24 protein-coding genes, 2 pseudogenes and 1 riboswitch are annotated in these 25,110 nt (G+C 67.1%); of the genes and pseudogenes, 13 read left to right on the top strand and 13 right to left on the bottom strand.

Features of this window, described 5'->3' with window-relative positions:
• Positions 1 to 263: pseudogene (locus WFK36_RS21165) on the top strand (HNH endonuclease signature motif containing protein); the annotation flags it as partial.
• Positions 264 to 268: 5 nt separating this feature from the next.
• On the opposite strand, the gene gluQRS reads toward WFK36_RS21165, so the two are convergent.
• Positions 269 to 1,201: a tRNA glutamyl-Q(34) synthetase GluQRS gene (gene gluQRS / locus WFK36_RS21160; RefSeq protein WP_336794062.1), complete on the bottom strand. Its 933-nt coding sequence runs from the start codon at positions 1,199 to 1,201 to the stop codon at positions 269 to 271.
• A gap of 3 nt (positions 1,202 to 1,204) precedes the next feature.
• On the opposite strand from gluQRS, the gene WFK36_RS21155 reads away from it, so the two are divergent.
• Entirely contained in the window at positions 1,205 to 1,711 is a 507-nt protein-coding gene (locus WFK36_RS21155; RefSeq protein WP_336794061.1) for a DUF456 domain-containing protein, read from the top strand.
• On the opposite strand, the gene WFK36_RS21150 is transcribed toward WFK36_RS21155, so the two are convergent.
• Complete coding sequence (locus WFK36_RS21150; protein WP_336794060.1) at positions 1,697 to 3,673, bottom strand: alkaline phosphatase family protein; 1,977 nt, start codon at positions 3,671 to 3,673, stop codon at positions 1,697 to 1,699. The genes WFK36_RS21155 and WFK36_RS21150 overlap by 15 nt on opposite strands.
• A gap of 169 nt (positions 3,674 to 3,842) precedes the next feature.
• Here WFK36_RS21150 and WFK36_RS21145 point away from each other — a divergent pair, with 169 nt between their 5' ends.
• Entirely contained in the window at positions 3,843 to 4,706 is an 864-nt protein-coding gene (locus tag WFK36_RS21145) for a sulfite exporter TauE/SafE family protein (protein ID WP_336794059.1), read from the top strand.
• A gap of 28 nt (positions 4,707 to 4,734) precedes the next feature.
• Positions 4,735 to 5,427 carry a FadR/GntR family transcriptional regulator gene (locus WFK36_RS21140; RefSeq protein ID WP_336794058.1) on the top strand — a complete coding sequence of 231 codons (693 nt, stop codon included), beginning with the start codon at positions 4,735 to 4,737 and terminating at the stop codon, positions 5,425 to 5,427.
• On the opposite strand, the gene WFK36_RS21135 is transcribed toward WFK36_RS21140, so the two are convergent.
• Together WFK36_RS21135 and WFK36_RS21130 are read right to left on the bottom strand one after the other, a co-directional pair.
• Complete coding sequence (locus WFK36_RS21135) at positions 5,405 to 7,357, bottom strand: alkaline phosphatase family protein (protein WP_336794057.1); 1,953 nt, start codon at positions 7,355 to 7,357, stop codon at positions 5,405 to 5,407. The two genes, WFK36_RS21140 and WFK36_RS21135, sit on opposite strands and share 23 nt — an antisense overlap.
• Positions 7,358 to 7,403: 46 nt before the next feature.
• Positions 7,404 to 8,477, bottom strand: a complete 1,074-nt coding sequence (locus WFK36_RS21130; RefSeq protein ID WP_336794055.1) for a Glu/Leu/Phe/Val dehydrogenase dimerization domain-containing protein — start codon at positions 8,475 to 8,477, stop codon at positions 7,404 to 7,406.
• Between the two features lie 188 nt (positions 8,478 to 8,665).
• On the opposite strand from WFK36_RS21130, the gene WFK36_RS21125 reads away from it, so the two are divergent.
• From WFK36_RS21125 to WFK36_RS21115, 3 genes are read left to right on the top strand one after another with little or no spacing between them, the layout of a single operon-like run.
• Complete coding sequence (locus WFK36_RS21125; RefSeq protein WP_336794054.1) at positions 8,666 to 9,175, top strand: Lrp/AsnC family transcriptional regulator; 510 nt, start codon at positions 8,666 to 8,668, stop codon at positions 9,173 to 9,175.
• A gap of 47 nt (positions 9,176 to 9,222) precedes the next feature.
• On the top strand, positions 9,223 to 10,275 hold the full coding sequence (locus WFK36_RS21120; protein WP_336794070.1) for an ATP-dependent DNA ligase: 1,053 nt from the start codon (positions 9,223 to 9,225) through the stop codon (positions 10,273 to 10,275).
• Entirely contained in the window at positions 10,268 to 11,329 is a 1,062-nt protein-coding gene (locus WFK36_RS21115; RefSeq protein ID WP_336794052.1) for a DNA polymerase domain-containing protein, read from the top strand. Before WFK36_RS21120 ends, WFK36_RS21115 begins: the two co-directional genes overlap by 8 nt.
• Positions 11,330 to 11,340: 11 nt before the next feature.
• Here WFK36_RS21115 and WFK36_RS21110 read toward each other — a convergent pair whose 3' ends face one another.
• Both WFK36_RS21110 and WFK36_RS21105 read right to left on the bottom strand, forming a co-directional pair.
• Positions 11,341 to 12,159 carry a helix-turn-helix domain-containing protein gene (locus WFK36_RS21110; RefSeq protein WP_336794050.1) on the bottom strand — a complete coding sequence of 273 codons (819 nt, stop codon included), beginning with the start codon at positions 12,157 to 12,159 and terminating at the stop codon, positions 11,341 to 11,343.
• Entirely contained in the window at positions 12,132 to 12,524 is a 393-nt protein-coding gene (locus WFK36_RS21105; RefSeq protein ID WP_336794049.1) for a VOC family protein, read from the bottom strand. The genes WFK36_RS21110 and WFK36_RS21105 overlap by 28 nt, the downstream gene beginning before the upstream one ends.
• 107 nt (positions 12,525 to 12,631) lie before the next feature.
• On the opposite strand from WFK36_RS21105, the gene WFK36_RS21100 reads away from it, so the two are divergent.
• The gene (locus WFK36_RS21100; protein WP_336794047.1) at positions 12,632 to 13,708 is read left to right on the top strand and encodes an HtaA domain-containing protein; all 1,077 of its coding nucleotides are present in this window, start codon (positions 12,632 to 12,634) and stop codon (positions 13,706 to 13,708) included.
• On the opposite strand, the gene WFK36_RS21095 is transcribed toward WFK36_RS21100, so the two are convergent.
• From WFK36_RS21095 to WFK36_RS21085, 3 genes are read right to left on the bottom strand one after another with little or no spacing between them, the layout of a single operon-like run.
• The gene (locus WFK36_RS21095) at positions 13,709 to 16,141 is read right to left on the bottom strand and encodes a serine/threonine-protein kinase (protein ID WP_336794045.1); all 2,433 of its coding nucleotides are present in this window, start codon (positions 16,139 to 16,141) and stop codon (positions 13,709 to 13,711) included. It abuts the gene before it with no gap.
• A 4-nt stretch (positions 16,142 to 16,145) separates the two neighbouring features.
• Positions 16,146 to 17,120 carry a glutamate ABC transporter substrate-binding protein gene (locus tag WFK36_RS21090; protein ID WP_008377801.1) on the bottom strand — a complete coding sequence of 325 codons (975 nt, stop codon included), beginning with the start codon at positions 17,118 to 17,120 and terminating at the stop codon, positions 16,146 to 16,148.
• The gene (locus tag WFK36_RS21085) at positions 17,117 to 18,568 is read right to left on the bottom strand and encodes a hypothetical protein (RefSeq protein WP_008377803.1); all 1,452 of its coding nucleotides are present in this window, start codon (positions 18,566 to 18,568) and stop codon (positions 17,117 to 17,119) included. Before WFK36_RS21085 ends, WFK36_RS21090 begins: the two co-directional genes overlap by 4 nt.
• 118 nt (positions 18,569 to 18,686) lie before the next feature.
• On the opposite strand from WFK36_RS21085, the gene WFK36_RS21080 reads away from it, so the two are divergent.
• Positions 18,687 to 19,160 (top strand): NUDIX hydrolase, encoded by a 474-nt coding sequence (locus tag WFK36_RS21080; RefSeq protein ID WP_008377805.1) that lies wholly within the window; start codon positions 18,687 to 18,689, stop codon positions 19,158 to 19,160.
• A 6-nt stretch (positions 19,161 to 19,166) separates the two neighbouring features.
• On the opposite strand, the gene WFK36_RS21075 is transcribed toward WFK36_RS21080, so the two are convergent.
• Positions 19,167 to 19,628 (bottom strand): hypothetical protein, encoded by a 462-nt coding sequence (locus tag WFK36_RS21075; RefSeq protein ID WP_336794041.1) that lies wholly within the window; start codon positions 19,626 to 19,628, stop codon positions 19,167 to 19,169.
• Positions 19,629 to 19,749: 121 nt separating this feature from the next.
• Positions 19,750 to 20,406, bottom strand: coding sequence for a thiamine phosphate synthase (gene thiE, locus WFK36_RS21070; RefSeq protein WP_336794040.1), 657 nt, complete (start codon positions 20,404 to 20,406; stop codon positions 19,750 to 19,752).
• A 28-nt stretch (positions 20,407 to 20,434) separates the two neighbouring features.
• A riboswitch (TPP riboswitch) is annotated at positions 20,435 to 20,546 on the top strand.
• Between thiE and WFK36_RS21065 the strand changes: the two genes are divergently transcribed.
• The 3 genes from WFK36_RS21065 to thiG all read left to right on the top strand — a co-directional run bounded on the left by WFK36_RS21065 (position 20,515) and on the right by thiG (position 22,524).
• On the top strand, positions 20,515 to 21,552 hold the full coding sequence (locus WFK36_RS21065; protein WP_336794038.1) for an FAD-dependent oxidoreductase: 1,038 nt from the start codon (positions 20,515 to 20,517) through the stop codon (positions 21,550 to 21,552). It overlaps the preceding riboswitch by 32 nt.
• A 23-nt stretch (positions 21,553 to 21,575) precedes the next feature.
• Positions 21,576 to 21,773, top strand: a complete 198-nt coding sequence (gene thiS / locus WFK36_RS21060) for a sulfur carrier protein ThiS (RefSeq protein WP_336794037.1) — start codon at positions 21,576 to 21,578, stop codon at positions 21,771 to 21,773.
• Positions 21,766 to 22,524 carry a thiazole synthase gene (gene thiG, locus WFK36_RS21055; RefSeq protein ID WP_336794036.1) on the top strand — a complete coding sequence of 253 codons (759 nt, stop codon included), beginning with the start codon at positions 21,766 to 21,768 and terminating at the stop codon, positions 22,522 to 22,524. Before thiS ends, thiG begins: the two co-directional genes overlap by 8 nt.
• A gap of 1 nt (position 22,525) precedes the next feature.
• Here the strand turns inward: thiG and WFK36_RS21050 are convergent, their stop codons facing one another.
• Complete coding sequence (locus WFK36_RS21050) at positions 22,526 to 23,476, bottom strand: EamA/RhaT family transporter (RefSeq protein WP_336794034.1); 951 nt, start codon at positions 23,474 to 23,476, stop codon at positions 22,526 to 22,528.
• Between the two features lie 98 nt (positions 23,477 to 23,574).
• On the opposite strand from WFK36_RS21050, the gene WFK36_RS21045 reads away from it, so the two are divergent.
• A complete protein-coding gene (locus WFK36_RS21045; RefSeq protein ID WP_336794033.1) occupies positions 23,575 to 24,741 on the top strand; it encodes an ATP-grasp domain-containing protein in 1,167 nt (388 codons plus the stop codon).
• Positions 24,742 to 24,756: 15 nt separating this feature from the next.
• Here WFK36_RS21045 and WFK36_RS21040 read toward each other — a convergent pair.
• Positions 24,757 to 24,948, bottom strand: a pseudogene (locus tag WFK36_RS21040) (HNH endonuclease); the annotation flags it as partial.
• Positions 24,949 to 25,110: the final 162 nt, after the last annotated feature.

Here is a 25,110-nt window from a genome sequence, read left to right as displayed (position 1 = left end):
GCAGCGTCTCCACCACACCCGGCGGATGGGAGACCACCGTCCTCACCTCTGGCCCGTTCAAGGGCCGGGTCGGATGGCGACCCTCCGGCTCGACCGAGCCGTGGAAGGTCAACCACTCGCTGCAGCCGGAGAAGCTGCTCCCTGCGATCCGGGCCACCAAGTCCGGATCGGCAGTGGAGAAATGGTTGTCGTGCCGGATCCCGGCACCACCACCGGGACCGCCGGCCCCACCGGGGGTCGACGTGGTGCGCAACCCCGCCTGAGCTGGTCAGGCGGGGACACCGCCATGCCCCGGAACGAACACCCACGGCTCGCGCGGAAGACGGGCGGGATCGAAGCGGGACGCGAGGATGTCCAACGTGACCGACTCACCCTGGTCGGCCATGCCCAGCGAGGTCGCGATCATGGACAGGACTCCGGCCGCGTCGACGCCCTGCTCCGCGAGGTCGGCGAGGGTGACGGCACCGTCACGTTTGGCGAGACGCGCTCCATCCCTGTTCAGAACCATCGGGACGTGCGCGTACTCGGGCGGCGTCGCGCTGAGCAGAGTCGCGAGATAGGCCTGCCGGGGCGCCGAGCTCAGCAGATCGTCACCCCTGACCACCTGGTCGACGCCGGTCGCGGTGTCGTCGACGACCACGGCCAGGTTGTACGCGGGCGTCCCGTCGTTGCGACGCAGGACGAAGTCGTCGACGTCGCCGGTGAACGGACCGTGCAGCGCATCGTGGACGGTGAACTTCGTGACGTCGGCACGCAACCGGATCGCCGCCGGCCGGGTGCGGCGCCGCTCATCACGCTCGGCATCGGTCAGGTCGCGGCAGGTGCCGGGGTAGGCGCCCTGCGGGGCGTGCGGCGCGGACGGTGCGTCGAGGATCTCCCGGCGCGTGCAGAAGCACTCGAAAGTGCGACCTTCCGCGGTCAATCCGTCGACCACCGCGGCGTACACATCGCGGCGCTCGGACTGACGGATCACCGGCTCGGCCCACCGGATGCCGAGCGCTGCGAGGTCGGCGAGCTGACGCTCCTCGGCGCCCTCGCGCACGCGGTCGAGGTCTTCCACACGCATGAGGAACCGTCGGCCCGACGTGCGGGCGAGCAGATCGGCGAGGACCGCGGTCCGCAGATTTCCGATGTGCAGATCGCCGGACGGCGACGGAGCGAAGCGCCCGGCGGGCGTGACGTCGAGAACCACGGTCCCCACCGTATGCCACGGCCTGCTTACATGGTCGATGTGAACACCTGGGCATATGCCGGAGTCAGCGTTCTCATAGCGGTGGGGCTCGTCGGCATCGTCGTGCCACTGCTTCCGGGAACAGTGCTGGTCGCGGCCGGGATCCTGATCTGGGCGATCCTCTCCGGCGGCACCGCGTGGTGGGTGTTCGCCGCGGCCGTGGCGTGCATGGCGGTCGCCTGGATCGTCAAGTATGTGATCGGCGGGCGATCGCTGGCGAAGTCGGATGTCGGGCGTTGGTCGCTCGTCGTCGGCGGACTGCTCGGCATCGTCGGGTTCTTCGTGGTGCCCGTCATCGGGCTGCCGCTCGGTTTCATCGTGGGCACTGTTGTAGCCGAAGCCGTCCGACTGAAAGACCTGAAGGCGGGCTGGACCGGCGGCATCACCGCCACCAAGACAGTCGGCCTGCTGATCGTCATCGAACTCGCCGGGGCGCTCGCCGCCGTCGCCGCCTGGCTCGGCTATCTAGTCGCGACCTAGGTCACGGCGAAGCGGCGAGGTACGCGTCCGACGGCCGTTCTCAAGACGGCCGGTGAAGTACTGCCGCCCGGAGGTGTCGGCGACGCTCACCTCGTACCAGCCGTTCCGGACCGCGGTGGCCGTCACGTCGCGCCCGTTCACCGTGATCCGTCCGGCGGCGTGGTTGAGCATCACACGGGCCGCCGAACCACCGGGACGGACGTGCAGGTCACGTAGGAATCGGTCGGGTCCAGTCACGACGACGTGGTCGGTCCCCGACGGAAGAGTCACCCGTCGTCGATCGGTGACCGTGTGGTGCTCGGCCCTTCCGTTGTGGAAGACGCCGAACACTGCAGCCCTCGAACCTTCATTGGTCAGGGTCACGACACCGTCCGCCACGTTCGCAGACAGGCGATACGGTGTCGGCAGTGCGACGGCGTCGCCCGACTCCTGGATGGGGACGTCGCCGCCGGGCTCGGCGTTCCACCGTTCGACGAACGTCGGAACCTTCCCTGGCTTCGACGGTGCGCGATACCCGTCCGACCGGGTGAAATCGAATGTGGACACAAGATCGCCACACACCTTGCGTCGCCAGCGGGAGATGTTCGGGCACCGAACGCCCGTGACCCGCTCCATGAACCTCACGACCGACGTGTGATCGAAGACCTCCGAGGAGACTCGTCCGCCGACCGTCCACGGCGACACGATCGTCATCGGAACGCGGAAGCCCAGTCCCATCGGCTTGCCGGCCCACCACTCGTCGGGTTCGCCTTCCGGTGGCAACGGCGGCACCACGTGGTCGAAGTACCCGTCGAACTCGTCGAAGTTCAGGAGCACGGCGGTCTTGTTCCAGACCGCGGGATTCGAGGCCAGTGCGTCGAGCAACTGGTAGGTGATGGTCGACGACTGGATCGGCGACGACGATCCGGGGTGCTCGGAATCGGCCGCCGATGTCACGATCCACGAGATCGTCGGGAGCGAGTTCTTCTTGACGTCCTCTCGGAATCGGCTCACGAGACTGCCGGGCTCGCCGCGATACAGGGCCCGGTTGTAGAGGTCGGCATACTTTCCGCCGAGACGGGCAGCCGAGTCGTGCACCGATTGAGCGGCACGACGCTGGGCGGCGGTCGTCCGGTAGACGCCGTCCGGTCCGGCCGACGACTTCTCAAGCAGATCCCCGTAGAACCCGGTGAGATCGTCGACGCCGAGGCCCGCGTTCGCGATCGCCGCCCGCCCGATGGTGCGCAGGCTCGCGAAGAAGTCGAGGTTGTTGTCGGTGAAGTTGTCCCACTCCTGATACACCCGCCAGTCCACGCCTGCGTCGTGCAGACTCTCGGCGTACGACTTCCAGAAGTAGCCGGGGTGCGCGCTGTCGTAGGCGTCGTTCCCGACTGCACGGGGACCGTAGGGTTCGAATCCGGTGGTGCCGGAGAACAGGAAGTTCCGATTGGGGCTGGTGGAGGTGGGGCACGACGCGAAGTAGGCGTCGCACACGGTGAACGTCTCAGCGAGTGCGTAGTGGAAACCGATGTCTCTCCGGTCGTAGGCGGCCATCGTCGCCTTGCCTTTGGCTCCGACCCAACCGTCGCAGCGTCCTCCGTTGAGCGCCTGGTGTCCGTCGGGCCAACTGTGGGGGAGCGAGGCGAGGTACTCGACGGACAGATCACCGCGGTTCGCTGCCGACCGTGCGAGGAACGGGTGGATACCGTCTTGATCGAAGACGCCGGGCAGCGCCGAGTTGTCAGCGAAACCTCGAACTCCGCGCAGTGCGCCGAAGTAGTGATCGAAAGACCGGTTCTCCTGCATGAGGACCACCACGTGCTCCACATCGCGAAGGCCGCCGGCGGGATGCCCCTTGGCGACCGCGTCGACCAACGACTGCGGGAGGAGGGTCGCCGCGGCCGCCGCGCCGACGGCGCCTGCGGTCAGTCCGAGAAAGTGTCTGCGGGAGTGTTCGGAAACCGTTTCGGGGGATGTCGCCACGATCTCCAGACGCTAGGAGTGTGGGGTGTCGCGGCGGTGTCGGCGGGGTGGCGGGTGAGCGGCGCGTCAGCGGCGCGCCGATGAGGAGAGAAATCAGTTGAGTACTTGTCAGACAAGTACTAGTGTTTGCCGAACAGTGGCGAAGGCGCCCTGGGCGAGAGGAGAGAGTGTGGTCACGAAGGCTGACAAGCAGGCGGCGGAAGACTCCGGAGGGTCGACCCAGGCCCGATTGGGCGTCGGATTCACCGGTGGTGTGATCGGGGGACTGCTCGGTGGTGGAAGCGGAGTGTTCTATGTCCCGGCCCTCGAGAAGCTCACCTCGCTGCCCCGACCGTCTCTGCACGGGACCGCGGGCGCGGCGAATATCGCGGTCTGTGGTGTGGGCGCGGCGACCTTCGCAATGGTGGGAGGGTCGATCGACCTCAGGGCGGGCACCGGAATGCTCGTCGGCGCGACTGTGGGCGCAGTCTTCGGGGCGCGGCTGATTCTGCGGGTATCGCATCGACTGTTGCAGTGGCTGTTCATCGGTATCCTGCTGGTCACATGCGCAAAGCTGTTCCTGGACGCGGCCGGAGCTGATCCGCTCGAGGGATCGGCTGTCGTCTCAGCGTCGTTGATTGAGAATGTGTGGTTCACCGTTCCAGTGTCGATTGCGCTCGGTGTGGTCATTGGGGCGTGGTCGGCGGGGATGGGTCTCGGCGGCGGACTGCTGGCCGTGCCCGCGTTGATGCTGGTCTTCGGCGCGGATCTGACGACGGCCGAGGGCACGTCGTTGCTCATGTTCTTGCCCAATGCGATCGTCGGAACCGTTGTGCATGCCCGACAGGGGACGACGGACCTGAGGCTCGCCACGCTTCTGAACATCGGAGCGGTACCCGGCGCACTCATCGGTGTGCTCGTCGCATTGGCGCTCGACCTCAAAGTCTTGGGACTCGTCTTCGCCGTGTTCGCGCTGGCTGTCGCAGTACGCGAGATCTACCGGATCGTCGCCGAACATCGCTCCACGCGCCCGGCTACCCTGTCTCAGGAGTAGTCCGACAACCTGACGACTGAGGACGTGAATGGACGCGCTGACCCGAGCGCCGCTGTCGCAGCGAGCAGCTCAGTCCCTCTTCGACGAGATCGTCGGCGGGCGATGGGAGCGGGACCAACAACTCCCGTCTGAAACCGCGCTCGCGGCCGAGTTGGGTGTCGGACGATCGACCATCCGGGAAGCCATCCGGCTTCTCGCGGCACGCGGAATGCTGGTCACCAGGCAGGGTGTCGGCGTGTTCGTGAGGTCGACGACGCCGAACGACTCGTGGGACCGGCTTGCGGAGATCAGTGCGATCGCCGACGTCTTGCAGGTGCGAATCGCCATCGAATCGCGTGCTGCCGCTCTTGCCGCCGAGCGAAACGATGCGGGGGAGATCGCAGCCGTTCGCCGTGCACTCGACGAGCGGGATCGCATGCGGGTCGCTGCACCGGAAGTTCTGGCGACGGCCGACGTCGACTTCCATCGGGAGATCGTCAAAGCGTCGGGCAATGCGCCCCTGCTAGCGCTTTTCGACAGTATTCGTCCCCGAATCGTCTCAGCCATGGCGGAGTTCTTGTCGCTGGTCGCAGTGTCCGCCGACGACGCCGTCGACCACGAGGGCATCGTCTCCGCGATCGCGGACGCAGACTCGGAGCGTGCGGAGAGGGTGACCCGCGAACACCTGTTGAGTCTTGTCGCGGCTGTGTCGCGAGGCGTCAGCGGCGCAACGGAGACGTAGTCGTCACCTGGCCGCTTTCGAGGCGGCCGGTGAAGTACTGCCGGCCGCGCGTGTGGGCGACGGTGACCTCGTACCAACTGCCCTGCGGCGTGACTGCGCGGCCGTCGACGCGGACAGTCCGTGCGTCGTGATCGAGTTCAACCCGCGCGCTCGACCCGCCCGGGGCGAAGTGCAGGTCGCGCAGGAATCGGTCGGGGCCGGTGATCACGACGTGGTCCGTGGTGCGGGGCAGTCGGATCCGCCGGGTGCCTCGCACCGTCGCGTGCGTGACGTCGCCGTCGTGGAACACGGCGAAGACTGCGGATCGGTCGCCGTCGTTGATCAGTTCTACAGTCCCGTTCACCACGTTCGCCGAGAGGCGGTACGGCGTGGGCAGCGCAGTGGTCACACCCGTCTCCTGCTCGGGGAAACCGCCGCCCGGCTTCGCCGTCCACCGTTTGTGGAACGTGGGCGGCGGACCGGGTGTCTCGGGAACCTGGAGACCGTCGGAGCGACCGAAGTCGAGAGTTGAGACCAGATCGCCGCTCACCTTCCGCCGCCATGCCGAGATGTTCGGGCATCGCACTCCGGTCACCCGCTCGAGGAAGCGGACGACCGACGTGTGGTCGAACACCTCGGACGAGACCCGGCCGCCCACCGTCCACGGCGAGACGATCGTCATCGGCACCCGGAACCCGAAGCCCATCGGATCGCCTTCCCACCACTCATCGGGTTCGCCTGCAGGGGGCAGCGGCGGCACCACGTGGTCGAAGTAGCCGTCGAACTCGTCGTAGTTCAGGATCACGGCCGTCTTGCGCCACACCTCTGGGCTGGACGCCAGGGCGTCGAGAAGGCGGTACACCACGTTGGCCGACTGGACCGGCGACGAACTCCGCGGGTGCTCGGAGTCCGCCTCCGGGGCCACGATCCAGGAGACCGCGGGCAGTCTGTCGCGCTCCACGTCCTTCCTGAAGCGTGAGATCAGGGTCCCGGGCTCGCTGCGGTACAGGGCGCGGTCGTACAACTCGGCCTGACGCCGACCGAGGGCGCGTGCTGCACGATGAACTGCCGCGACACGAGCCCGCTGGTCTGCGGACGGCAGGACGTCGCCGTGCGGACCCTTCCGGCCGCTCTCGATCAGCAGCGAGTAGAAGCCGGTGAGATCGATTCCGAGCTGGCCTGCACGTAGGAGCGCGTCGCGTCCGATCGCGCGGAAAGTGGAGAAGAAATCGAGATTGTTGTCGGTGAAGTTGTCCCACTCCTGGTAGACGCGCCAGTCGACGCCCGCACGCTGCAGGCTCTCGGCGTACGTCTCCCAGGTGAGGCCGGGATGCACGGGGGCGTACATCTCGTTGCCGACCGAACGGGCGCCCCACGGTTCGTATCCGGACTTCCCCGAGAAGAGGTAGTTGCGATTGGTGCCGGTTCCGGTCGGCGACGACGCGAAGTATCCGTCGCAGATCGTGAACGTCTCGGCGAGGGCGTGGTGAAACGGGATGTCCCGGCGGCTGTAACACGCCATGGTCGCGGCGCCCTTCGCCGCGATCCATCCGTCGCAGTGTCCGTGACGGAGGGCTCGTTGGCCGTCGGCCCACTCGTGTGGAAGCGACGCCAAGTACTCGACCGACAGGGATCCGCGGTTGGCGGCGTCGCGGGCCAAGAATGGATGGATTCCGTCCTGAATGAAGACGCCGGGCTTGGCCGAGTTGTCGGCGAAGCCCCGGACTCCCTTCATGGTGCCGAAATAGTGGTCGAACGACCGGTTCTCCTGCATCAGGACCACGACGTGCTCGACGTCGTCGATCGAGCCCGCCGGACGCGCCTGCGCGACCGCCGACAGCAGGGACGGCGGGAGCAGCGACGCCGCTCCCGCCATCCCGACCGCACCCGCTGTCAGTCCGAGGAAATGCCTGCGCGAATGCTCGGAGACATTCTCCGGTGAGGTGGCCATACCCCGCGACTCTAGTGGATCGATTGATCCAGCAAGGGTGGTTGCGTCAGGCAGACGCCAATCGCTCTGCCACGACGAGGCGCGCGGCGTCTCCCGCGGTGATTCCCTTGGCTGCCGCGGTGCTGAGAACGTGGGCCGTGCGGTCGCGGAGTGCTTCGACCTTGTCGCGCATCTGCGGATGCGTCCAGTCGCGCTGCTCACTGAACGCCTGGATCACGCCGCCCGCGTTCGCGATGTAGTCCGGCGCCCATACGATGCCGCGGCCGCCGAGGATCTGCTCCACCTCGGGCGACGACAGCTGGTTGTTCGCGGCGCCGCAGACGACCGCGGCCGACGTCTCCCGGGCCAGCTCGGCGGTGACGGTGCCGCCCATCGCGCAGGGCGCGTACACGTCGAGCGTCGCCGAGCGCACGTCGTCGACGATCCGTGCCTGCGGGAACCTCGCGCTGAACGCCTCGCGTGCCGCGGCGTTCCGCTCGGCGGCCAGCACGGTCGCGCCTGCGGCGATCAGCAGGTCGACGAGCTGGGTGCCGACCTTGCCGACGCCCTCGACGCCGACCACTCGGCCGGTCAGGTCGGAACTGCCCCACGCTTGTTCGGCTGCGGCCAGCAGTGCGCTGAACACGCCGAGCGCCGTCATCGGGGCGGTGTCGCCGGAGCCGCCGTTGGCCTGCGTCTTCGATGCGACGAAGCGGGTGCCCTCGCCGATCACGTCCATGTCGTCCGACGTGGTGCCCACGTCGCCCGCGGTGATGTACCGCCCGCCGAGAGTGTCGACGAAGCGGCCGTATGCGCGCAGCAGTTCGGGGGTCTTGTCAGCGGCCGGGTCGCCGATGATGACGGCCTTTCCGCCGCCGAGGTCGAGACCTGCCGCGGCGGACTTGAACGTCATGCCGCGGGAGAGGCGCAGGACGTCGCCGAGGGCGTCGGCTTCGGAGGTGTACGGGTAGAAGCGTGTTCCGCCGAGAGCCGGTCCGAGCGTGGTCGAGTGGACCGCGATGATCGCGCGCAGGCCGCTCGCCGCGTCCCGACAGAACACGATCTGCTCGTGCGGGGGATCGATCGTCATGTCGGGATGCGAGAACACGCTGAGGTCGGAGCGGTGATCGGCGAGGGTCATGGAGGTCCTTCCGGGGTGTGGCCGGGTGGTGCGGCGTGGTGGATGTGCCGGTGCCGCAGTGTGATGCAGGTCATTGTGGGCCTGCTCGACAATCGTCGGACGTACGATGCGATCAGGTGTGCTGAATTCGTGATTACTGATCGGATTGATCAGTTGAGACACTGGACGGCGATAGTGAGGTGGCAGAAATGCTCAGCATCGATCAGCTCGACGTTGAACTGCTGAGGCTGTTGGAGAAGGACGCCCGCTCCGGCGTCGTCGAACTGGCGGCCAAAGCCGGCGTCTCCCGCAACACTGTGCAAGCCCGGTTGCGGCGGATGGAGGACGGCGGCCTCATCACCGGCTATCGGCCCGAGATCGACCTGACGAGAGCCGGACTCGTCGTCCACGCGTTCGTTGCACTGGAGACGCACCAGGGAAGTCTGTCCGCGATCGTCGACGAAGTCAGTCGGATTCCCCAGGTGATCGAAGTCCACACCGTCACCGGACGGGAAGACCTCCTGGTCCGGGTCGCCTCCGCGACCCAGCCCGACCTGCTCGATCTCATCTCGACGATCGTCGCGTTTCCCGGCGTCGTCCACTCGAGCACCTGGCTCACGCTCACCACTCCGCTGCCGCACCGGTCTGTCCCGCCACTCGCCGAACTGGCGAAAGACTCCGGCTGGGGACGCTCCACCGCACCGCCGAATCGATCCTGACTGCCGAATCCGTTGCCGCTGTCGTAGGTGTCGTGGACGATGAACGGGTGGACCTTCCGATCAGCCCGCCCGTAGCGCCGATGCTCGCGAAAGCCGTTGCCGCTGTTCCCGATCAGCCTGCCGACGGCCCCGCGTGGTCGTACGAGCCGAAGTGGGACGGATTCCGGGCACTGGTGTTCCGTGACGGCGACGAGGTCGTGATGGCCTCCCGCGGTGGCAAAGACCTCGCACGCTACTTCCCCGAGCTGGTCGACGCTGCACGGGCGGAGCTTCCTGAACGCTGCGTGGTCGACGGCGAGGTCGGTGTGGTGAAGGAGATCGGCGGTGTCCGACGCCTCGACTGGGACTCGCTGAGTCAGCGGATCCATCCGGCCGCCTCGCGTGTGGCCAAGCTGTCGGAGGAGACGCCCGCGATCTTCATCGGCTTCGACGCGCTCGCACTCGGCGACACGGACCTGACCGGCGAGCCGTTCGACGTGCGCCGTGCGGCGCTGCTCGAAGCGATCAGCGGAGACGGTCGGATGCAGGTCAGTCGCGTGACGCAGGACGCCGACGTGGCACGCGACTGGTTCACCGCGTTCGAAGGCGCCGGACTCGACGGCGTGGTCGCCAAACCGCTGGCCGGTTCGTACGTACCGGGCAAGCGCGAGATGCTCAAGATCAAACACAAGAGGACCGCAGACTGCGTGGTCCTCGGCTACCGCGTGCACAAGAGCGGAACCGGCCTGGGCTCCATGCTGCTCGGCCTCTACGGCGACGACGGCGAGCTGCGGATGGTCGGCGGGTCGAGCGCGTTCTCCGACGTCAAACGCCAAGAGCTGCAGCAGATGTTCGAGCCCATGCGACTCGACCCCGACAACGTCGCTCAAGGTGAACTGTCCCGCTGGCGGTCCGCGGGCAGTGGCGAGTGGATTCCGATCCGGCGGGAACTCGTCGTCGAAGTGGCGTACGACCAGATGGAGAACGGTCGCTTCCGCCACACGGTGAAGTTCTTGCGCTGGCGTCCCGACCGGGATCCGGAGAGCTGTGGATACGACCAGCTCGACGTTCCGCTGACCTACGACATCCACGACGTTCTGGAGGGTTCGAACGATGCCTAAGCCGAAACCTGTGATGCTCGACGTCGACGGTGTCGAGGTCAAGCTCAGCAACCCTGACAAGATCTACTTTCCTGAGCTCGGCGAGAACGGTGGCCGCAAGGGTGACCTGGTCGATTACTACCGGACGATGGCGACCACCGGTCCGCTGCTCGCTGCTCTGCAGGGTCGGCCGACGTTCCTGCAGCGTTTCCCCGATGGCGTCGAGGGCGACGAGATCTACCAGAAGCACCTCACGAAGTACCACCCCGATCATGTGGAGTCGACGCGGATCGTGTTCCCGTCCAAGCGGACCGGCCAGGCGTTCTGCCCGCGGATTCCCGCCGACGTCGTGTGGGCCGCGAATCTCGGGACCGTCACCTTCCACACGTGGCCGACCGTCGACCCCGACAACGACCATCCCGATCAACTCCGCATCGACCTCGACCCGGCGTCCGGCCGCGACTTCGACGCGGTACGCAGCGTGGCGCTCGATCTGCTGCGACCGCTCCTGGACGAACTGGGATTCACCGGCTTCGTCAAGACCTCGGGCAGCCGCGGGATCCACGTGTTCGTGCCGATCCGCGCCGAGTGGGACTTCATCGCCACTCGCCGCGCCGTGATCGCTCTCGGGCGTGAACTCGAACGACGTGCGCCCGACGCCGTCACCACTTCGTGGTGGAAGGAGGAGCGCGGCGACCGGATCTTCATCGACTACAACCAGAACGCACGCGACCGGTCGATGGCCGCGCCGTACTCCGCTCGAAAGTCGGCGCGAGCTCGCGTCTCCACGCCGCTGACCTGGGGAGAACTGGTCGACGTCGACCCTGACGATCTGACCATCGCGTCCGTGCCCGGTCTTGTCGCCGAGCGCGGTGATCCGTGGGCCGACATCGGTGATCACGCAGAGGGCCTCGAACCGCTCCTGGAGATGGTGCACCGAGACGATGCGGAGGGCCTCGGCGATCTGCCGTACCCGCCGTCGTACCCCAAGATGCCGGGCGAGCCGCCTCGCGTGCAGCCCAGCAAGAAGGTCGCCGAGAACTGGGACGCCGACGGCAACCGCGTCGAGAAGTAGCCACCCCGGGCTCAGTGATCGGCCGGCGCGACGAACTCGGCGCGCCTCTCGGCCAGGTACCTGCGGGGTGGATGTCCGGTGAACTCGGTGAAGTCACGGGACAGGTGCGATTGGTCGGTGTAGCCGAGATCTGCTGCCACCGATCCAGGTGTGACTCCCGATTCGAGGGCGCGGCGGGCGGCGTCGAACCGGACCAGTCGGGCGGCCTGCTTCGGTCCCAACCCGAACTCGGCCGTGAAGACCCCGGTGAGGCGACGCGCGGACCATCCGGACTCGGCGACGAGCTCACCGACGGTCACTCGGCCGGTGCTGTGCAGGATCCGTCTCCACGCGCGCACCGCATCCGGATCCGCGCCGGGCGGCGTCGGTCCCAACCGACTCCCGATGCCGGCAGCCAGGGTCTGCGCGGCCACCCGACCGCGGTCGGCGGAATCTGCCGACCCGACCGAGTCGTACAGGCGTACCGCCAATTGAGGGGCGAGGTCGGCCAGCTCGAACGACGATGAACCCAATGCCGACGCGGGAACGCCGAACAGTCGTCGGACGGCGCCAGGGGACAGGCTCACCTGCACCCCGATCTGCGAACCGTCGTGATGAATCGTGAACGGCGTCGTGTGCAGTCCGCCGATGCAGCACCGGAACAGCGTGCGTCTGCTCAGGCCCGGCCCACTGAGGTCGAGTCCGTCCTGGAGATCGACGATCAACGTCACCGTCGGTGACGGCAGGCCCAGGTGAGTGCCGGGCTCGGCGCCCGAGATGGTGTACGGCGAGACGCCGACACCGAACCGCTCCAGTTCGGCGGTCAGCCCGCGTACGTCCCGAAACTCCACGTGTTGCCCTCCGGATCGGCGATGGAGAAGCCTCTCGACCCATAATCCTCTTCGGCCATGTCGCGCACCAGCCGTGCGCCGACAGCCTGTGCTTTGGCGTAGACGGCGTCCGGATCGGTCACGACGACATAGACGCTCGAGCTGCCCGCAGGCGTTGTGAAGGTGGCGTCGGTCTTGCAGGTCGAGTGGATCATCACCCGTCCGCCGTCGGGCCACAGCATCTCCGAGTGGATCACCTCGCCGTCACCGTCGCCCTCGACGAGGATGCCGGGGTCGAACCCGAGACTCTCGAGCCAGTCGCGTTCGGCGAGTGCGTCGTCGCAGGTAATGCCGGGCCAGATGTTGGTGTCTGTTCGTGTGTTCATAGTGACGATCCTGCCCCTGTGGTGCAGCGGATTCTTGTACGAATCGGCAGAACGACCGGGGACCTTCGGCCCAAGAGACGAACGTCCGACTAGGTTAGGCTCAACTCATGTCTCGATTGCGCAGTGTGCTGGTTCTGGTCGTCATCGCCGTGTGTTCGGTTGCAGGCGTCGGTGTCGGGAACGTGGCGGCAGCCCCCACAAGACCCGCGATCTCGGTGTTCCTCGCAGATGGAGTGACGCCGGTGGGCGACACCGAGTTGCACCCCGGAGACCAGGTGGTCGTCAAGGGTGTCGGATTCGATCCACGGGCCAACACGTCGGGTCTGCCCGTCCCTGTTCCGCCCGGCATTCCGCACGGAACCTTCGTCACGTTCGGCGGATTCGCTCCCGTGTGGCAGCCGTCGAAGAGGGCGCCCGCGTCCTCGCGCGCGGAGGTTCGCTCCAAGACGAAGTGGGCGTTGTCGCGCAGCGCCCTCGCGAAGGTCCCGAACGTGCCGTTCGACCTGCGACGCACAGTCCGCCAACAGTGGGTGCCACTCGACTCCGCAGGCCGCTTCACCGCTCGACTGACCCTCGCGACGCCGGAGAAGGTCCCGGCAGGCAAGCGGTGGGGCGTCTACACCTACGGTGCCGCCGACGCGGTGAACGCGTCTCAGGAGCGGTTCGTCCCGATCAACTATTCCACCGAGCCCGGTCCCAACACGCCCAAGGCGCCCGTGAAAGACCTGGTCTGGGGCTTCTCTCCCGCCTTCGCATCGTCGGTGAAGCGCAGTGGAGGTTCGCTGTCCGGCAGCGACGGCTCCAGTGTCGACGACGCGGGACACATGTCGTTCGAGCTCACGGACAACACGATCGCCAACGGCCGTGGTGAACTCCGCTACCGCGGCACGGTCGTCGCGTTCACAAAGTTCCACCTCCTCGAGATCGCCCTCGCCGATCCGATCATCCGGGTGAACGGCACCCGCGCAGTCCTGTCGATGCGCACGTCGAGCACCGATATGAACGGCACAGATGCGCTCCGTCGCATCGACGTCGCCGATCTGCGTCTCACTGCCGCGCAGGCGTCGCGGATCGCGCGTGGACTGTCCGTCTCGGGGGTTCGGACGACGTTCCGAGCCGGACTGACGCCGACATCTCTCGCCGCAGCCTCTCTCGCCGGGGCGTCGCCTGTCGCGCTGTTCTGATCAGAACAGCGTCGCGGGTCGGACGAGGTTCGCCAGGTCGACCAGCAGGAAGCGATGTGCCCGGTTGTCGCGCGTGGCGCGAGCGAGTTCGCGCAGTGACCGTTCAGTGCCCGCACGCAACCCCTGCTCGGTGAACGGGAATCCGAGGAACTCGCCGCACTGGCCGGGGTCGGGATTGGCGTCGATCCAACCGAGCGCGCTGCCGAGGATGATCAACTTCAGCCTGCGGCGTCGCGGGTCGTCATAGCCGATCGAACTGAAACGGTTCGCCGCCTCGAACAGCTCCTCTTTTGTCAACTCCTCGCCGGGTCGCCCGTGGACAAGCGCCAAAATTGCGCTGATCTGTGCCGTTCCGTAGTGGCGGCTCGTCATCGGCACCTCGTCGAGCGGTTCGATCGCCGGGCCGATCTCTCCTTCGGCCAACAACATTCGGGCGAACCCGAATGCCGCGGTGACGATGCCGTGGTCGGTGAGCCACAGATCGTGATACGCCTGCCGTGCGATGTCGTACCAGCGTTCGACCTGCGCGGCCTGCTCGTTGGTGATGAAGTCGTCCGCCGACAGCCAATAGCCGATCAGTTCGGCCGTGCCGGCGACGGCGAGCTTGGGCGCCACCTCGCCGGGCATCGCTTCGAGGACCTCGTGGAACCGGTCGTAGGCGAGTTCCGGCTCGGCGTTCAGCAGTGCACAGATGCCGAGGAACCAGTGCAGACGCCACGAGTCGCCGTGATGATCGGCGACGCCGCGCAGCAGTTCGAGGGCGGTGTCGAGGTTGCCGAGCTCCAAGTGGGCCCGCGCCTCGGCGAGGTCGATCTCCAACGACGGATGGTCCGGGTCGAGCGGGTTCTCGTCGTCCGACAGCCCGCGCATCAACGTTGCGAAACCGTCGGCGCGGGCGGCGTTGATCGTGTCCAACGTCTGCCGCGGATACGACAGCGCGGCCGAGGTGAGGACGTTGGCGGCCGGATCCGTCGGATCGACCAACGGAACCGGGAGAGCTCGCGCGATGTCGGCGGGATCGTGGATCGCGGCGTCCTTCGGATCGAAGAAGCCGTCGACCGGGGCCAACAGCAGTTCTGTCGCGAACGTCGACCGCTGTGGGGTGAACACGGTCGACATCGACGGCCGCGGAACGCCGGTGTGCAGCGCCACCGTTTCACGCAGCACGTTGAGAACCTGCGTCGTCATCTCTTCCGCGGACTCGAAACGTTCCGCCGGATCGGTCGACGTCGCCCGGTGCAGCAGAAAGTAGAACGACGGGTTCTGGACGAACACCGGTGTGGTCTCCGGGTCGGGAAGGCCGTCGAGGTACCGGCCGTCCTCCATCGGCATGTCGACGGTCAGCGCGGCGAGCGTCCTACCGATCGAGTAGATGTCGGTGACCACCTGTGGGCCGGTCTCGACGATCTCCGGCGCCTGGAATCCGGGCGTGCCGTAGAGGCGCCCGTAGCCGTTGATCGCCGACACCGCGCCGAGGTCGATGAGCTTCACCTCGTCGGAGGTGATCATGATGTTGTCGGGCTTCACATCGTTGTAGACCAGGCCGACCGAATGCAGGTAGCCGACGGCCGAGAGCACTTCGAGGATGTACGCCATGGCCTGCTCGACGGGCATCACTTTCGACTTGCCGGAATCCGACGTCGTCAGCTGTTTGAGCGTGTGACCGCCCACGTACTCCATGACGATGTAGCCGAACAATCGGCCGTCCTCATCAGCCCATTCGACGAAGTTGAAGATCTTCACGATGCCGGGATCGTTGACTGACGCGAGGAACTGACGTTCGGCGATCGCGACGGCCTGAGCCTGCGAGTCCGACGAGTTCAGGAGGCCTTTGAGGACGACTGGGCGATCGGACACGTTGTGGTCCACCGCGAGATAGATCCACCCCATGCCGCCGTGCGCGATGGCGCCCGCGATCTCGTACTGGTCGGCCACCATCGTCCCGCGCGACAGTCCCGGAACGAACGAGTACCGCGATCCGCAATTGGGACAGGTGCCCTGGATCGGCCCCTTGCCCTCGCCTGACGATCGGCCGACCTTGCGGCCGCACTGCCAGCACGTGCGCTTCGACTCGACGATCTTCGGGTCGGCGAGAACGGCGTCGGCGGGATCGATGTCGGTGACGTCGGGGAGTTGCACGAGCTCGCTGCCGAGGCGGCGATCGTGCACGTGTGGGCCCTTACGAGTCTTGCGGCGCGAGGCCGTGATGTCGTCGAACAGCCGCCGGACCTGGGTCGCCTGGGTCCCCTGCGGTGCGGGCATCGTGCCGACCGTCGGCGGGCCGACGAGCGACGCCGCGGTCCCAGTTGCCTGCGTCGCCGGGCCCTCATCGGTGGCGGCAGTGCTCACCTCGACCGCCGACGCGCGCGGCGGAGTGTCCGTCGGCATCGTCTGCGCCGGTTCGGTCGAGGGTTCGTCGGTGTGGTCGGCCATGATCTCAATCGCGGTAGGAGTACGACGGCGGGCTGCCCGGCCCGAGGACCGACAGCCATTCGGAATAGGACCTCTGCCAGCTGCCGTCACCGCGGCGTGCGGCGAGCACCCCGTTGACGAACCGCACGAAGTCGGGATGGCCCTTCGCGATGCCGACTCCGTAGTCCTCGGTGCCGAGGCTGTCGCCGACCACCTGCACCCAGGGGTCCTGAGCGACGATGCCCGCGAGGATCGGAGTGTCGGACGTGATCGCGTCCACCTGGCCTTGCTGCATCATCACCAGGCAGTCGGCCCAGCTGACCGTCGACACGAAGCGGACGCTCGGTGTCATCTCCTTCACTCTGGTCGCCGACGTCGAGGATCGGGTGGCGCACACCTTCTTGTTCTTCAGGTCGGCGACGGTCTCGATCCCGGAGTGCCGGTAGGCGAGGATGCGCTGCGCGGCATTGAAGTACGGCGACGAGAAGTCGATCGACTCCAGACGCTTGCACGTGATGCTCATCGATTTGATGACGACGTCGACCGCGCCGGAGGTGAGCGCGTCGATCCGATTGTCCGTCGAGACCATTCGGTAGTCGATCCGGTTGGGGTCGCCGAACAGGGCGGCGGCGATCCAGTGCGCGACGTCGACGTCGAAGCCCTTCACGTCGCCGGACAGCGGGTCGCGGAAACTCAGCGGATTGGATCCGAGGTCGGTGCCGACCACGAGGCGGCCCCGTTTGACGATGGCCGCCATCGTCGAGCCGGGCGGCATCTGGCCGGGTTCCGGTGTGCTGTCAGTGGGCCGGAGGCTCGACGTGTCGCACGTTGTGCTCTGGATCCGCGTGTCGACCGAGTCGTCGAACGTGACATCCGGAGGCAAGGGGATGAACGCCGTTGTCGTCGGCGGTGGGTTGCCTTCGTTGGTCGGCATCGCGCAGGCAGTGAGCGACGTCGCGACGACCACGGAGATGAGTGCAGCAACGAGGTGTCGCTTCATCGGTACTCCCGGATCCGCGGGAACAGTCCGCCGAACACGGCGAGCGCGGCGACGACACAGAGTACGGCGATGCCGCCTCCGGTGAATCCGAGCACTCGTTGGGCGGTGTTGATGTTGGTCCGGAACGTCGACCTGGCGTCGTTGATGGCGGCGACCAGCGCGGTGTTCGCCTCGGAGTACGCCGTCGCGGTGCTGATCGTGCCCTCGCCGACGGTGAGCGCGCGGGCACCGGTGAAGTCGCCGTTGGTCAGGAGACGCGCCACTTCGATGTGCGCGGACCGCCACCGGACCACAGCCGACTTCACGTCCTCGAGACGGTCGGTCACCCCGGGGTCGTCGGCGAGATCGGGGTCGGCGCGCAGAGCGTCCGCCTCGGTGCGGATCTTGTCCATGGCGTCCATGAACGTGCGGTCGAGCTCGCCCGGATCCGACCGACGCACCAGCGACAGCGTCTCCGCCGACCGTGCTTGCTGGGTCAGGATCCGCATGCTCGTGAGGGTGTGCAGCGGGTCGGCGCCCGACACCTTGGCGGTGTTGGCCGCGGCGACCGACATCAGACCGGATGCGAGCAGCCACACCGTGCCCAGGACCATCGCCGTGAGCGCGGCGATCAGTCCGATGTTGAAGTGGCGTCGCGTCCGTCTCGCGAGGTAGCGGCCGGTGGCGATCAGCATGCCGATGATCAGGAACAGCGCGACGTACACACCCCACGGCGGAACCGTCAGTGTCCGCTGCGGTTCGGAGATGGCGGCCGAACGTTGCTCGTATAGTCGCTGCGCCGCGGGCAGGATCGTGTTCTGCATCAACGACGACGCGACCGTCAGATACGCCGAGCCGACCGGGTAGCCCAGCCGGTTGTTGGTGCGCGCGGTCTCGACCAGTCCCGTGTAGGCAGGGATCTTCACCGCCAAGGTGTTCAGGTCGGCGCGGGCAGACTCCTCGTCCTCGGAGTGCGGGGCGGCGCCTTCGCGGTAGCCGTCGGTGGCAGCGATCAGCGCCGTGGACGCGGTGGCGATCGAGTTCATGAAGTTCGCCCGCAGTTCGGGCGTTTCGCGGCCGCCGGAGATGAACGCCGAATTGGCGGACGCGTCGGCCACCGACAGGGAGCTGTAGAGGACTTCGGCGGCCTCGGCCTGCGGTTCACTCCGGTCGATCAACGACGACAGGGTGGAACTGCGCGAGGTCAACGCGGCCGACGAATACCATCCGGTGAGGCCACAGGCGACGATCATCGCGAGCAGGATGATGACCAGTTTCCCTGGAGTCGTCGTCGCGTAGAAACGCAGTGTCACCAGGGGCGACGCCACTCGTTCCCGAGTCATCGCGGCGATCTCCCTGCGGTCTGCGATCACTTGCCGCAGGGTGGGACCCGGAGCCACCCGGTCGGGGATCACGGTCCGACCGGCATGCGAGAGCGCTGAGCGCACACCCGAAACCTGGCCGGTCACTTGCGTCCCTTTCCCTCGGTTCAACCCAGCCTAGTCCGCGTGCCTTCGTACGGATGGGAGGACCCGGTAGCGTGATGGGCGAGTCGGGCGATCACCCGCGGACGGCGAAGGAGACATCGTGCAGGGAGACGGCGACGGCTGGGTCTTCGACGCTGACGGACAGCGCTACTGGGGACGTCACGGGGCTGCGGGACTGCTGCTCACCGCACCACTCGGCGACGACGTCGACGGGATCGCAGTGCTGTTGCAACACCGTGCGGTCTGGTCGCACCAAGGCGGCACCTGGGGGCTGCCCGGCGGCGCCCGCGACTCCCACGAGACCGTCGAACAGGCCGCCGTTCGCGAAGCCCACGAGGAGGCCGGCATCGCTGCGTCCGATCTCGAGGTGACCGACTCGGTCGTCACCCACCGCGCGTCGAGCGGATGGACGTACACGACGGTCATCGCTCGGACCGCACATCAGATCACGACTGTCGCCAACGGCGAGTCGGCGGAACTGCGCTGGGTGCCCTCCACGTCGGTCGCCGACCTTCCGTTGCATCCCGGTTTGGCTCTGGCGTGGCCGGCGCTCGTGGACCGTCTGCAGTTCTGACCCGGGTCAGTTCTTGGCGAGTTGGTTGGCGCCGGAGATGAGCGCGTTGACGGCTGACTCGTCGCCGGTGCGTCCACGTCCGTAACTCCAGCAACGGTCGCCGTCGCGGTCGCAGAGGAGATACGTGATGATCTCAGCGCCTTCGGTCTGCTGATAGAACGACATGATCTCGACGCCTGCGCCGATGTCGTAGAGCATCGACGTCATCGCGCCGATCGTGCCCGCCGCAGTCGCCTCGAGGCTGACTGTGCGTGCGGCGACTGTCACGTTCGCGGTGCAGCGGACCATGTCGGCGGCGCTGGGCTCGATCCGCAGGTCGTCGAGGGAGATCGCGCCGGTCGGGGCGTAGGTGTTGTTGAAGCTGGCAGTGGTCATCGTGGCCGCCTCCGGTGGAAACCAGGTGGGCAGTCGGCGGACGCCGCGCCCGTACGGGGTCAACGATGTCGGGTGGATCTGAATGGAACGCATCTCGTCGGTTCATTTCGGTCGAAGATTTCGTGACCGACGAAAGTGGTGGAAGACGACGAACCCGCAGCGGGGGGTCGGTCGAATCAGACCCCGCTGCGGCGGGTTACCAGGAGCTTCCACGTCATAGTGTCGACGAGCCTAGCACCGCACCGCGGAGAGCGGTAGCGGCCGTGCGTGGATCCGCTTCGCCGGTGATCGCACGCACCACGACGATGCGTGACGCTCCGGCGGCCATCACCTCGTGGACGCGGCCCAGGTCGATGCCCCCGATGGCGAACCACGGCTTTCGGCTGGACTCCGAGTGGGCGGCCCGGACGAGACCGAGGCCGGTGGCGGCGCGGCCGGGTTTGGTGGGCGTCGTCCAGCACGGGCCGGTGCAGAAGTAGTCGACATCCGGGTCGGCGACTGCAGCGCGCATCTGGTCCTCGTCGTGGGTGGAGCGGCCGATGACGACATCCGGTCCGACGACGGCGCGCGCCGCGGCGGGCGGCAGGTCGTCCTGCCCGATGTGGAGCACGTCGGCGCGCGCGGCGTGCGCGATGTCGGCGCGGTCGTTGACTGCGAGCAGAGCACCGCCCGCATGCACCACATCCCGCATCGCGGCGAGGATCTCGAGTTCCTCCTTCGCGTCGAGTTCCTTGTCGCGGAGTTGCACGATGTCGACCCCTCCGGCGATTGCTTCGGCGATGAACTCGAGGAGGTCGCCGCGCTCGCGGCGGGCATCGGTGCACAGGTAGAGGCGGGCGTCGGCGAGAGCGGTGCGCGGGTCGGCGGGCATGGTGTCAACGGTAGGCTGGGCGGCGGAAGTGTGAAGACACGGGAGTCCGGGGCGCCGGGCTGAGAGTGCGACGCGGGCCGTCGCTGACCGTCTGACCTGATCCGGGTAATGCCGGCGAAGGGATGCATCGTGAGACGTGACCTCTCAGTTGTCGGCGGCGGAGTGATCGGGCTGTCGTGCGCGTTGGCGGCGGCAGATCGCGGCTGGTCGGTGACGGTGTTCGACGCCGGTGCGCAGCGTCGTGCCGCTCACGTCGCGGGCGGAATGCTCGGCTGTTTCGGCGAGGGCAGACCCGGTGAGGACGCTCTGCTCGCTGTCGCCGCGGAGTCGGCGTCCGCATGGCCGGATTTCCTCGCGCGTCTCGGTGACCCCGCCGTTCGGGTCGCTGACGACAGTCTGCTGGTCGCCGCGTCGAGCGCGGACCTCGCCGAACTCGACGACCAGGTCGCGTTCGTCCGTGCCCAGCTGCCGGATGCGACGATCACCGCCGAGTCGGCTGCAGAGATGCGACGTGCGGAGGTCACGCTCACCCGGAACATCGCGGGCGGATACCTCGCGTCGGGGGAGGGTGCGGTCGACAACCGGCGTCTGCTGGACGCGCTCCGGTCCGCTGCGGAGCAGGCGGGAGTTCGGTTCGTGACTGCCGAGATCACCGATGCCGCCGAGGTTCCAGGCGATCAGGTGCTTATTGCCGCCGGGTTGGGAACCCCGCAGGTCAGGTCCGTGGGGGAGCTTCCGATGCGTGGCGAGAAGGGCGAGATCCTTCGCCTGCGCCGCACCCGGTGGGCGGTGCCGCCGCCCGCTCGGGTGATCCGAGCCCGCTGGCACGGCAGACCGCTGTACGTCGTCCCGCGTGCGGATGGGGTGGTCGTCGGCGCCACCCAATACGAGGCCGTCGGGCCGGACGACCGCGCACCGCAGGCAGGTGGAGTCGCCGACCTGCTCGCCGACGCGGGAGAACTGATGCCGGGACTGCGGACGTACGAGCTGGTGGAGGTCGCGGCCGGCATCAGACCGTCGTCTGCCGACGGGCTGCCCGTGGTCCGTCGGATCGACGACCGCGTGATCGTGGCGACCGGCCACGGTCGGAACGGAATCGCCCTCGCGCCGTGGACGGCGAACCGCGTCGCAGGTCTGCTCACTTGAGAACCCCAACGAAGGAGAACCCCGTGGAACTCACAGTCAACGGCGACACCGTCGTCTTCGACGGACCCGTCGACGTCCCTGCACTGCTCGCGCACCTCGATCTGCCCGATACCGGCGTCGCTGTCGCCGTCAACGGCGTGGTGCGGCCGAAGACGCGCTGGGACGAAGAGATCAGCGCCTACGCCGAGGTCGACGTTCTGACGGCGGTGCAGGGTGGCTGACGGGTTCGTCGTCGCAGGCCGTGAGTTCTCGTCACGGCTGATCATGGGGACCGGCGGCGCGTCGAACCTCGCCGTCCTGGAACGCGCACTCGTCGCCTCCGGCACAGAACTCACGACCGTCGCGATGCGTCGGGTGGATCCGACAGCCGGGACCGGTGTCCTCGACCTGCTGCGCAGGCTCGACATCGCAGTGCTTCCGAACACGGCCGGATGTCATACGACAGCCGAAGCCGTGCTGACCGCGCAGTTGGGCCGCGAGGCGGTCGAGACCGATCTGGTGAAACTGGAAGTGGTCGCCGACGACCGGACTCTGCTGCCGGACTCGCTTGAACTCGTCGATGCTGCGGCCGCGCTCGTCGCCGACGGCTTCGCGGTGATGGCGTATACCAACGACGACCCGGTGCTGGCGCTTCGTCTCGAAGACGTTGGTGTCGCTGCCGTGATGCCGCTCGGTGCACCGATCGGGACCGGTCTCGGGATCGCGAACCCGCACAACATCGAGATGATCGTGTCTCGCGCGAGTGTGCCGATTGTCCTGGACGCGGGCATCGGGACGGCGTCCGACGCCGCACTCGCGATGGAACTCGGTTGCGACGCCGTGCTTCTCGCGAGTGCCGTCACGCGGGCGGACAGTCCTGAGTTGATGGCGGAGGCGATGGCTCACGCGGTCAAAGCGGGGCGGCTCGCGTCGCGTGCCGGGCGCATCCCGAAGCGCTTCTGGGCGCAGGCGTCGAGCCCCGATCGGGACTGAGTCAGGCTTCGGACTGCTCGCGGCCGCGGCGCCAGCCGCCCTTCTCTGGTGGAGCCTCACCGAAGTGGTCGGGGTCGCCGGTGCCGTACCAGGCGACGAGAACAGCTCCCACCACTGCGCCGACGAAGCCGACCACCGCCAGCCATCCGAGACCTTCGCGTGCGGCGTCTCCGAGAAATGCGACGCCGATGAGGCTCGGGCCCGCCGTTTCGCCGACCACCAGGAGCGCGGTGACGCCGTTGACGGCACCGACCTGCAGCGCGACGGTCTGCACGAAGAAGCCGACGGCACCCGCGACAGCGATCGACCATGCGGCCGGGTCTGTCAGAATCGTGACCAGGTCGAACGGCTCGAGGCCATCGAGGACGCGCACTGCGATCGCGATGATGCCGAACAGGAGACCCGACGCGGCGCCGCCGACGATGGCCGCGTACTTGCCGAGCTTGTACACACCGATCAGGGCGATCGCCGCGACGATGAAGGTCGCGATCAGCAGGCCCCAGTGGAAGTCGCGGGACGCTTCGTCGTGCGCGTGCGGTGATGACGAGACGCCGAGCATGAACAGCGACAGGACCACAAGCCAGATCGCGACCCAGTCGCGGGTGTGGAGCGTGATGTTCAGCAGCAGGGTGCCGAGGAGTGCGGTGACGACGAGGTTCGCCGCGACGATCGACTGCGCCAGGAACAGCGGGAGGAAACGCGCCGCGAGTGCACCGCCGCCGAAGCCGACGATCACCATCAGGGTGCCGAGGATGAATGCCGGGTCGGCGATGGTCGACATGGTCGACGAGACCGACGGCGCTGCGCCGCCCTCTTCGAGCGGATGGACGTCGTTCTTGCCGTCTTCGCGCATTTCGAGCGCGACGCGACGTGCACCCAGTGCGCGCAGCACGGTCGACACGCCGTACGCGACTGCCGCCATGGCTGCCGCGATGACTCCGATTGCGAACAACGAAGAATTCCCCAATCCCACCGTGCGAGTGACGATCCCGCTGTTGATCGATTGCCCACATTACCCGGCCGTAGGTGAGGAGTGTCTAGTGTGTATCTGTGGCCTCTGGTACGAGCAGACATGTCCTGATCACTTTCGCGCGGTCGTTTTTGACGCTCAACCTGGCGCGACTGATGGCGGCTGCGGGTCACCGGGTGACCGTCGTCGACAGTCTCGCGGTGGGTGTGAGCAGGTATTCGAACGCGGTGAGCGGCTTCCACAAGGTGCCGCCGCCCAAGTTCGCTCCGCAGGAATACTGCCGGGAACTCGCAGCGATCGTCGAACGGGAGAAGGTCGACATCGTCATCCCGATTCACGAGGAGACGGACATCCTCGCGATGATGGCCGGTCTTTTTCCGGACACCGTCGAATTGTTCCTCTCGCCGTTCGAGGTGGAGGACATGCTGCACAACAAGCTCTCGTACCAGCGCGCGTTGACCGAGCGTGGATTCGAGACGTTGAAGTTCATGGAACTGTCGAGTCCGGAGGATGTCGAGAAGCTCGACTTCACCACCCCGTTTGCGATCAAACAGGCCTACTCGAGGGGCTCGCAGACCATCTATAAGGCCCACCCGGGCGACGACCTGAGCTACCTGGAGTTCGATCCGACAAATCCGTGGATCGCCCAGGAGTGGCTCGAAGGCGACAGATACTGCACGTACTCGGTGTGCCGCGACGGTGAGGTGTTCGCGCACGCGACGTACCCGGTCGACTATGCGATCGACGGCAAGTCGTGCCTGACGTTCGAGCACGTCGACCACGAGGGGATCCTCGAGTGGACTCGCAAGCTGGCAAAGTCGGTCAACTTCACGGGTCACATGGGTCTGGACTTCATCGACCATCCTGAACGCGGCCTGTACACCATCGAGTGCAATCCGCGCGGGACCAGCGGAATCATGATGTTTACACGCGAACAACGGGTGGACCGGGCCTTCTTCGGTGAGAACACCGAACTGATCACGCCGCCGCTCGGGCGATCGACGATGATCGGTGCGGGCATGCTGTTGTTCGGCTGGAAGAAGAACGCGTACCCGAACAACACGTTCAAGAAGTTCCGCGCCAAGATGCGCGAGTCGAAGGACGTCATCATCGACCCGCTCGACCCCAAACCCGCCGCCATGATGCCGCTCGCGTACGCGGGGATCATGCGTCAGGCGCGCAAGTACGGCGTCGGAATCGACGGCGGCTTCATGCACGACCACGAGTGGGACGGCCGCCCGGTCTAGCCGAAGCCCTGCGAATCACGCTGCCGCAGCGTGCACTGTCATCGTTCGTCGGGCGTGCGATCTGATCGGGACCCGCGGTCGATCGGTTCGTGCCGGGTCGGCCGGTTCGAGGAACCAGGGGTGGCCGTCGTGGCCGATGAACACTTCCCAGCCGCTCTGGTGGATCAGGGTGTGGTGCATCCTGCACAGCAGCACTCCGTTGCTCAGGCAACCGAAGGTGCGTGGCAACAAACATGAACCGACCAGCGGTTCGGCAGCGACCTCCGACGACACCACCCACCCAATGCCGGGGTGGTGCCCGTCGGCGGTCACGAGGTGCCGGGCCACCAGCCCGGCCAATGCCACTGCGAGTCTCCCGCGGCTCGCACT

Origin of the sequence: Gordonia malaquae, assembly GCF_037148075.1 — a bacterium.
GTDB lineage: Bacteria > Actinomycetota > Actinomycetes > Mycobacteriales > Mycobacteriaceae > Gordonia > Gordonia malaquae.
Note: the sequence above shows the minus strand (reverse complement) of the source record. Positions and strands in the feature narration are given on the sequence as shown.

Excerpts from the sequence above, each read along its gene's own strand:
- WFK36_RS21105 (WP_336794049.1), bottom strand. The coding sequence starts at position 12,524 with ATGAACACACGAACAGACACCAACATCTGGCCCGGCATTACCTGCGAC.
- WFK36_RS21130 (WP_336794055.1), bottom strand. The coding sequence starts at position 8,477 with ATGACCCTCGCCGATCACCGCTCCGACCTCAGCGTGTTCTCGCATCCC.
- WFK36_RS21100 (WP_336794047.1), top strand. The coding sequence starts at position 12,632 with ATGTCTCGATTGCGCAGTGTGCTGGTTCTGGTCGTCATCGCCGTGTGT.
- WFK36_RS21155 (WP_336794061.1), top strand. The coding sequence starts at position 1,205 with ATGCCACGGCCTGCTTACATGGTCGATGTGAACACCTGGGCATATGCC.
- WFK36_RS21090 (WP_008377801.1), bottom strand. The coding sequence starts at position 17,120 with ATGAAGCGACACCTCGTTGCTGCACTCATCTCCGTGGTCGTCGCGACG.
- WFK36_RS21075 (WP_336794041.1), bottom strand. The coding sequence starts at position 19,628 with ATGCGTTCCATTCAGATCCACCCGACATCGTTGACCCCGTACGGGCGC.
- thiE (WP_336794040.1), bottom strand. The coding sequence starts at position 20,406 with ATGCCCGCCGACCCGCGCACCGCTCTCGCCGACGCCCGCCTCTACCTG.
- WFK36_RS21095 (WP_336794045.1), bottom strand. The coding sequence starts at position 16,141 with ATGGCCGACCACACCGACGAACCCTCGACCGAACCGGCGCAGACGATG.
- WFK36_RS21125 (WP_336794054.1), top strand. The coding sequence starts at position 8,666 with ATGCTCAGCATCGATCAGCTCGACGTTGAACTGCTGAGGCTGTTGGAG.
- WFK36_RS21140 (WP_336794058.1), top strand. The coding sequence starts at position 4,735 with ATGGACGCGCTGACCCGAGCGCCGCTGTCGCAGCGAGCAGCTCAGTCC.
- WFK36_RS21135 (WP_336794057.1), bottom strand. The coding sequence starts at position 7,357 with ATGGCCACCTCACCGGAGAATGTCTCCGAGCATTCGCGCAGGCATTTC.
- WFK36_RS21065 (WP_336794038.1), top strand. The coding sequence starts at position 20,515 with ATGCCGGCGAAGGGATGCATCGTGAGACGTGACCTCTCAGTTGTCGGC.
- WFK36_RS21115 (WP_336794052.1), top strand. The coding sequence starts at position 10,268 with ATGCCTAAGCCGAAACCTGTGATGCTCGACGTCGACGGTGTCGAGGTC.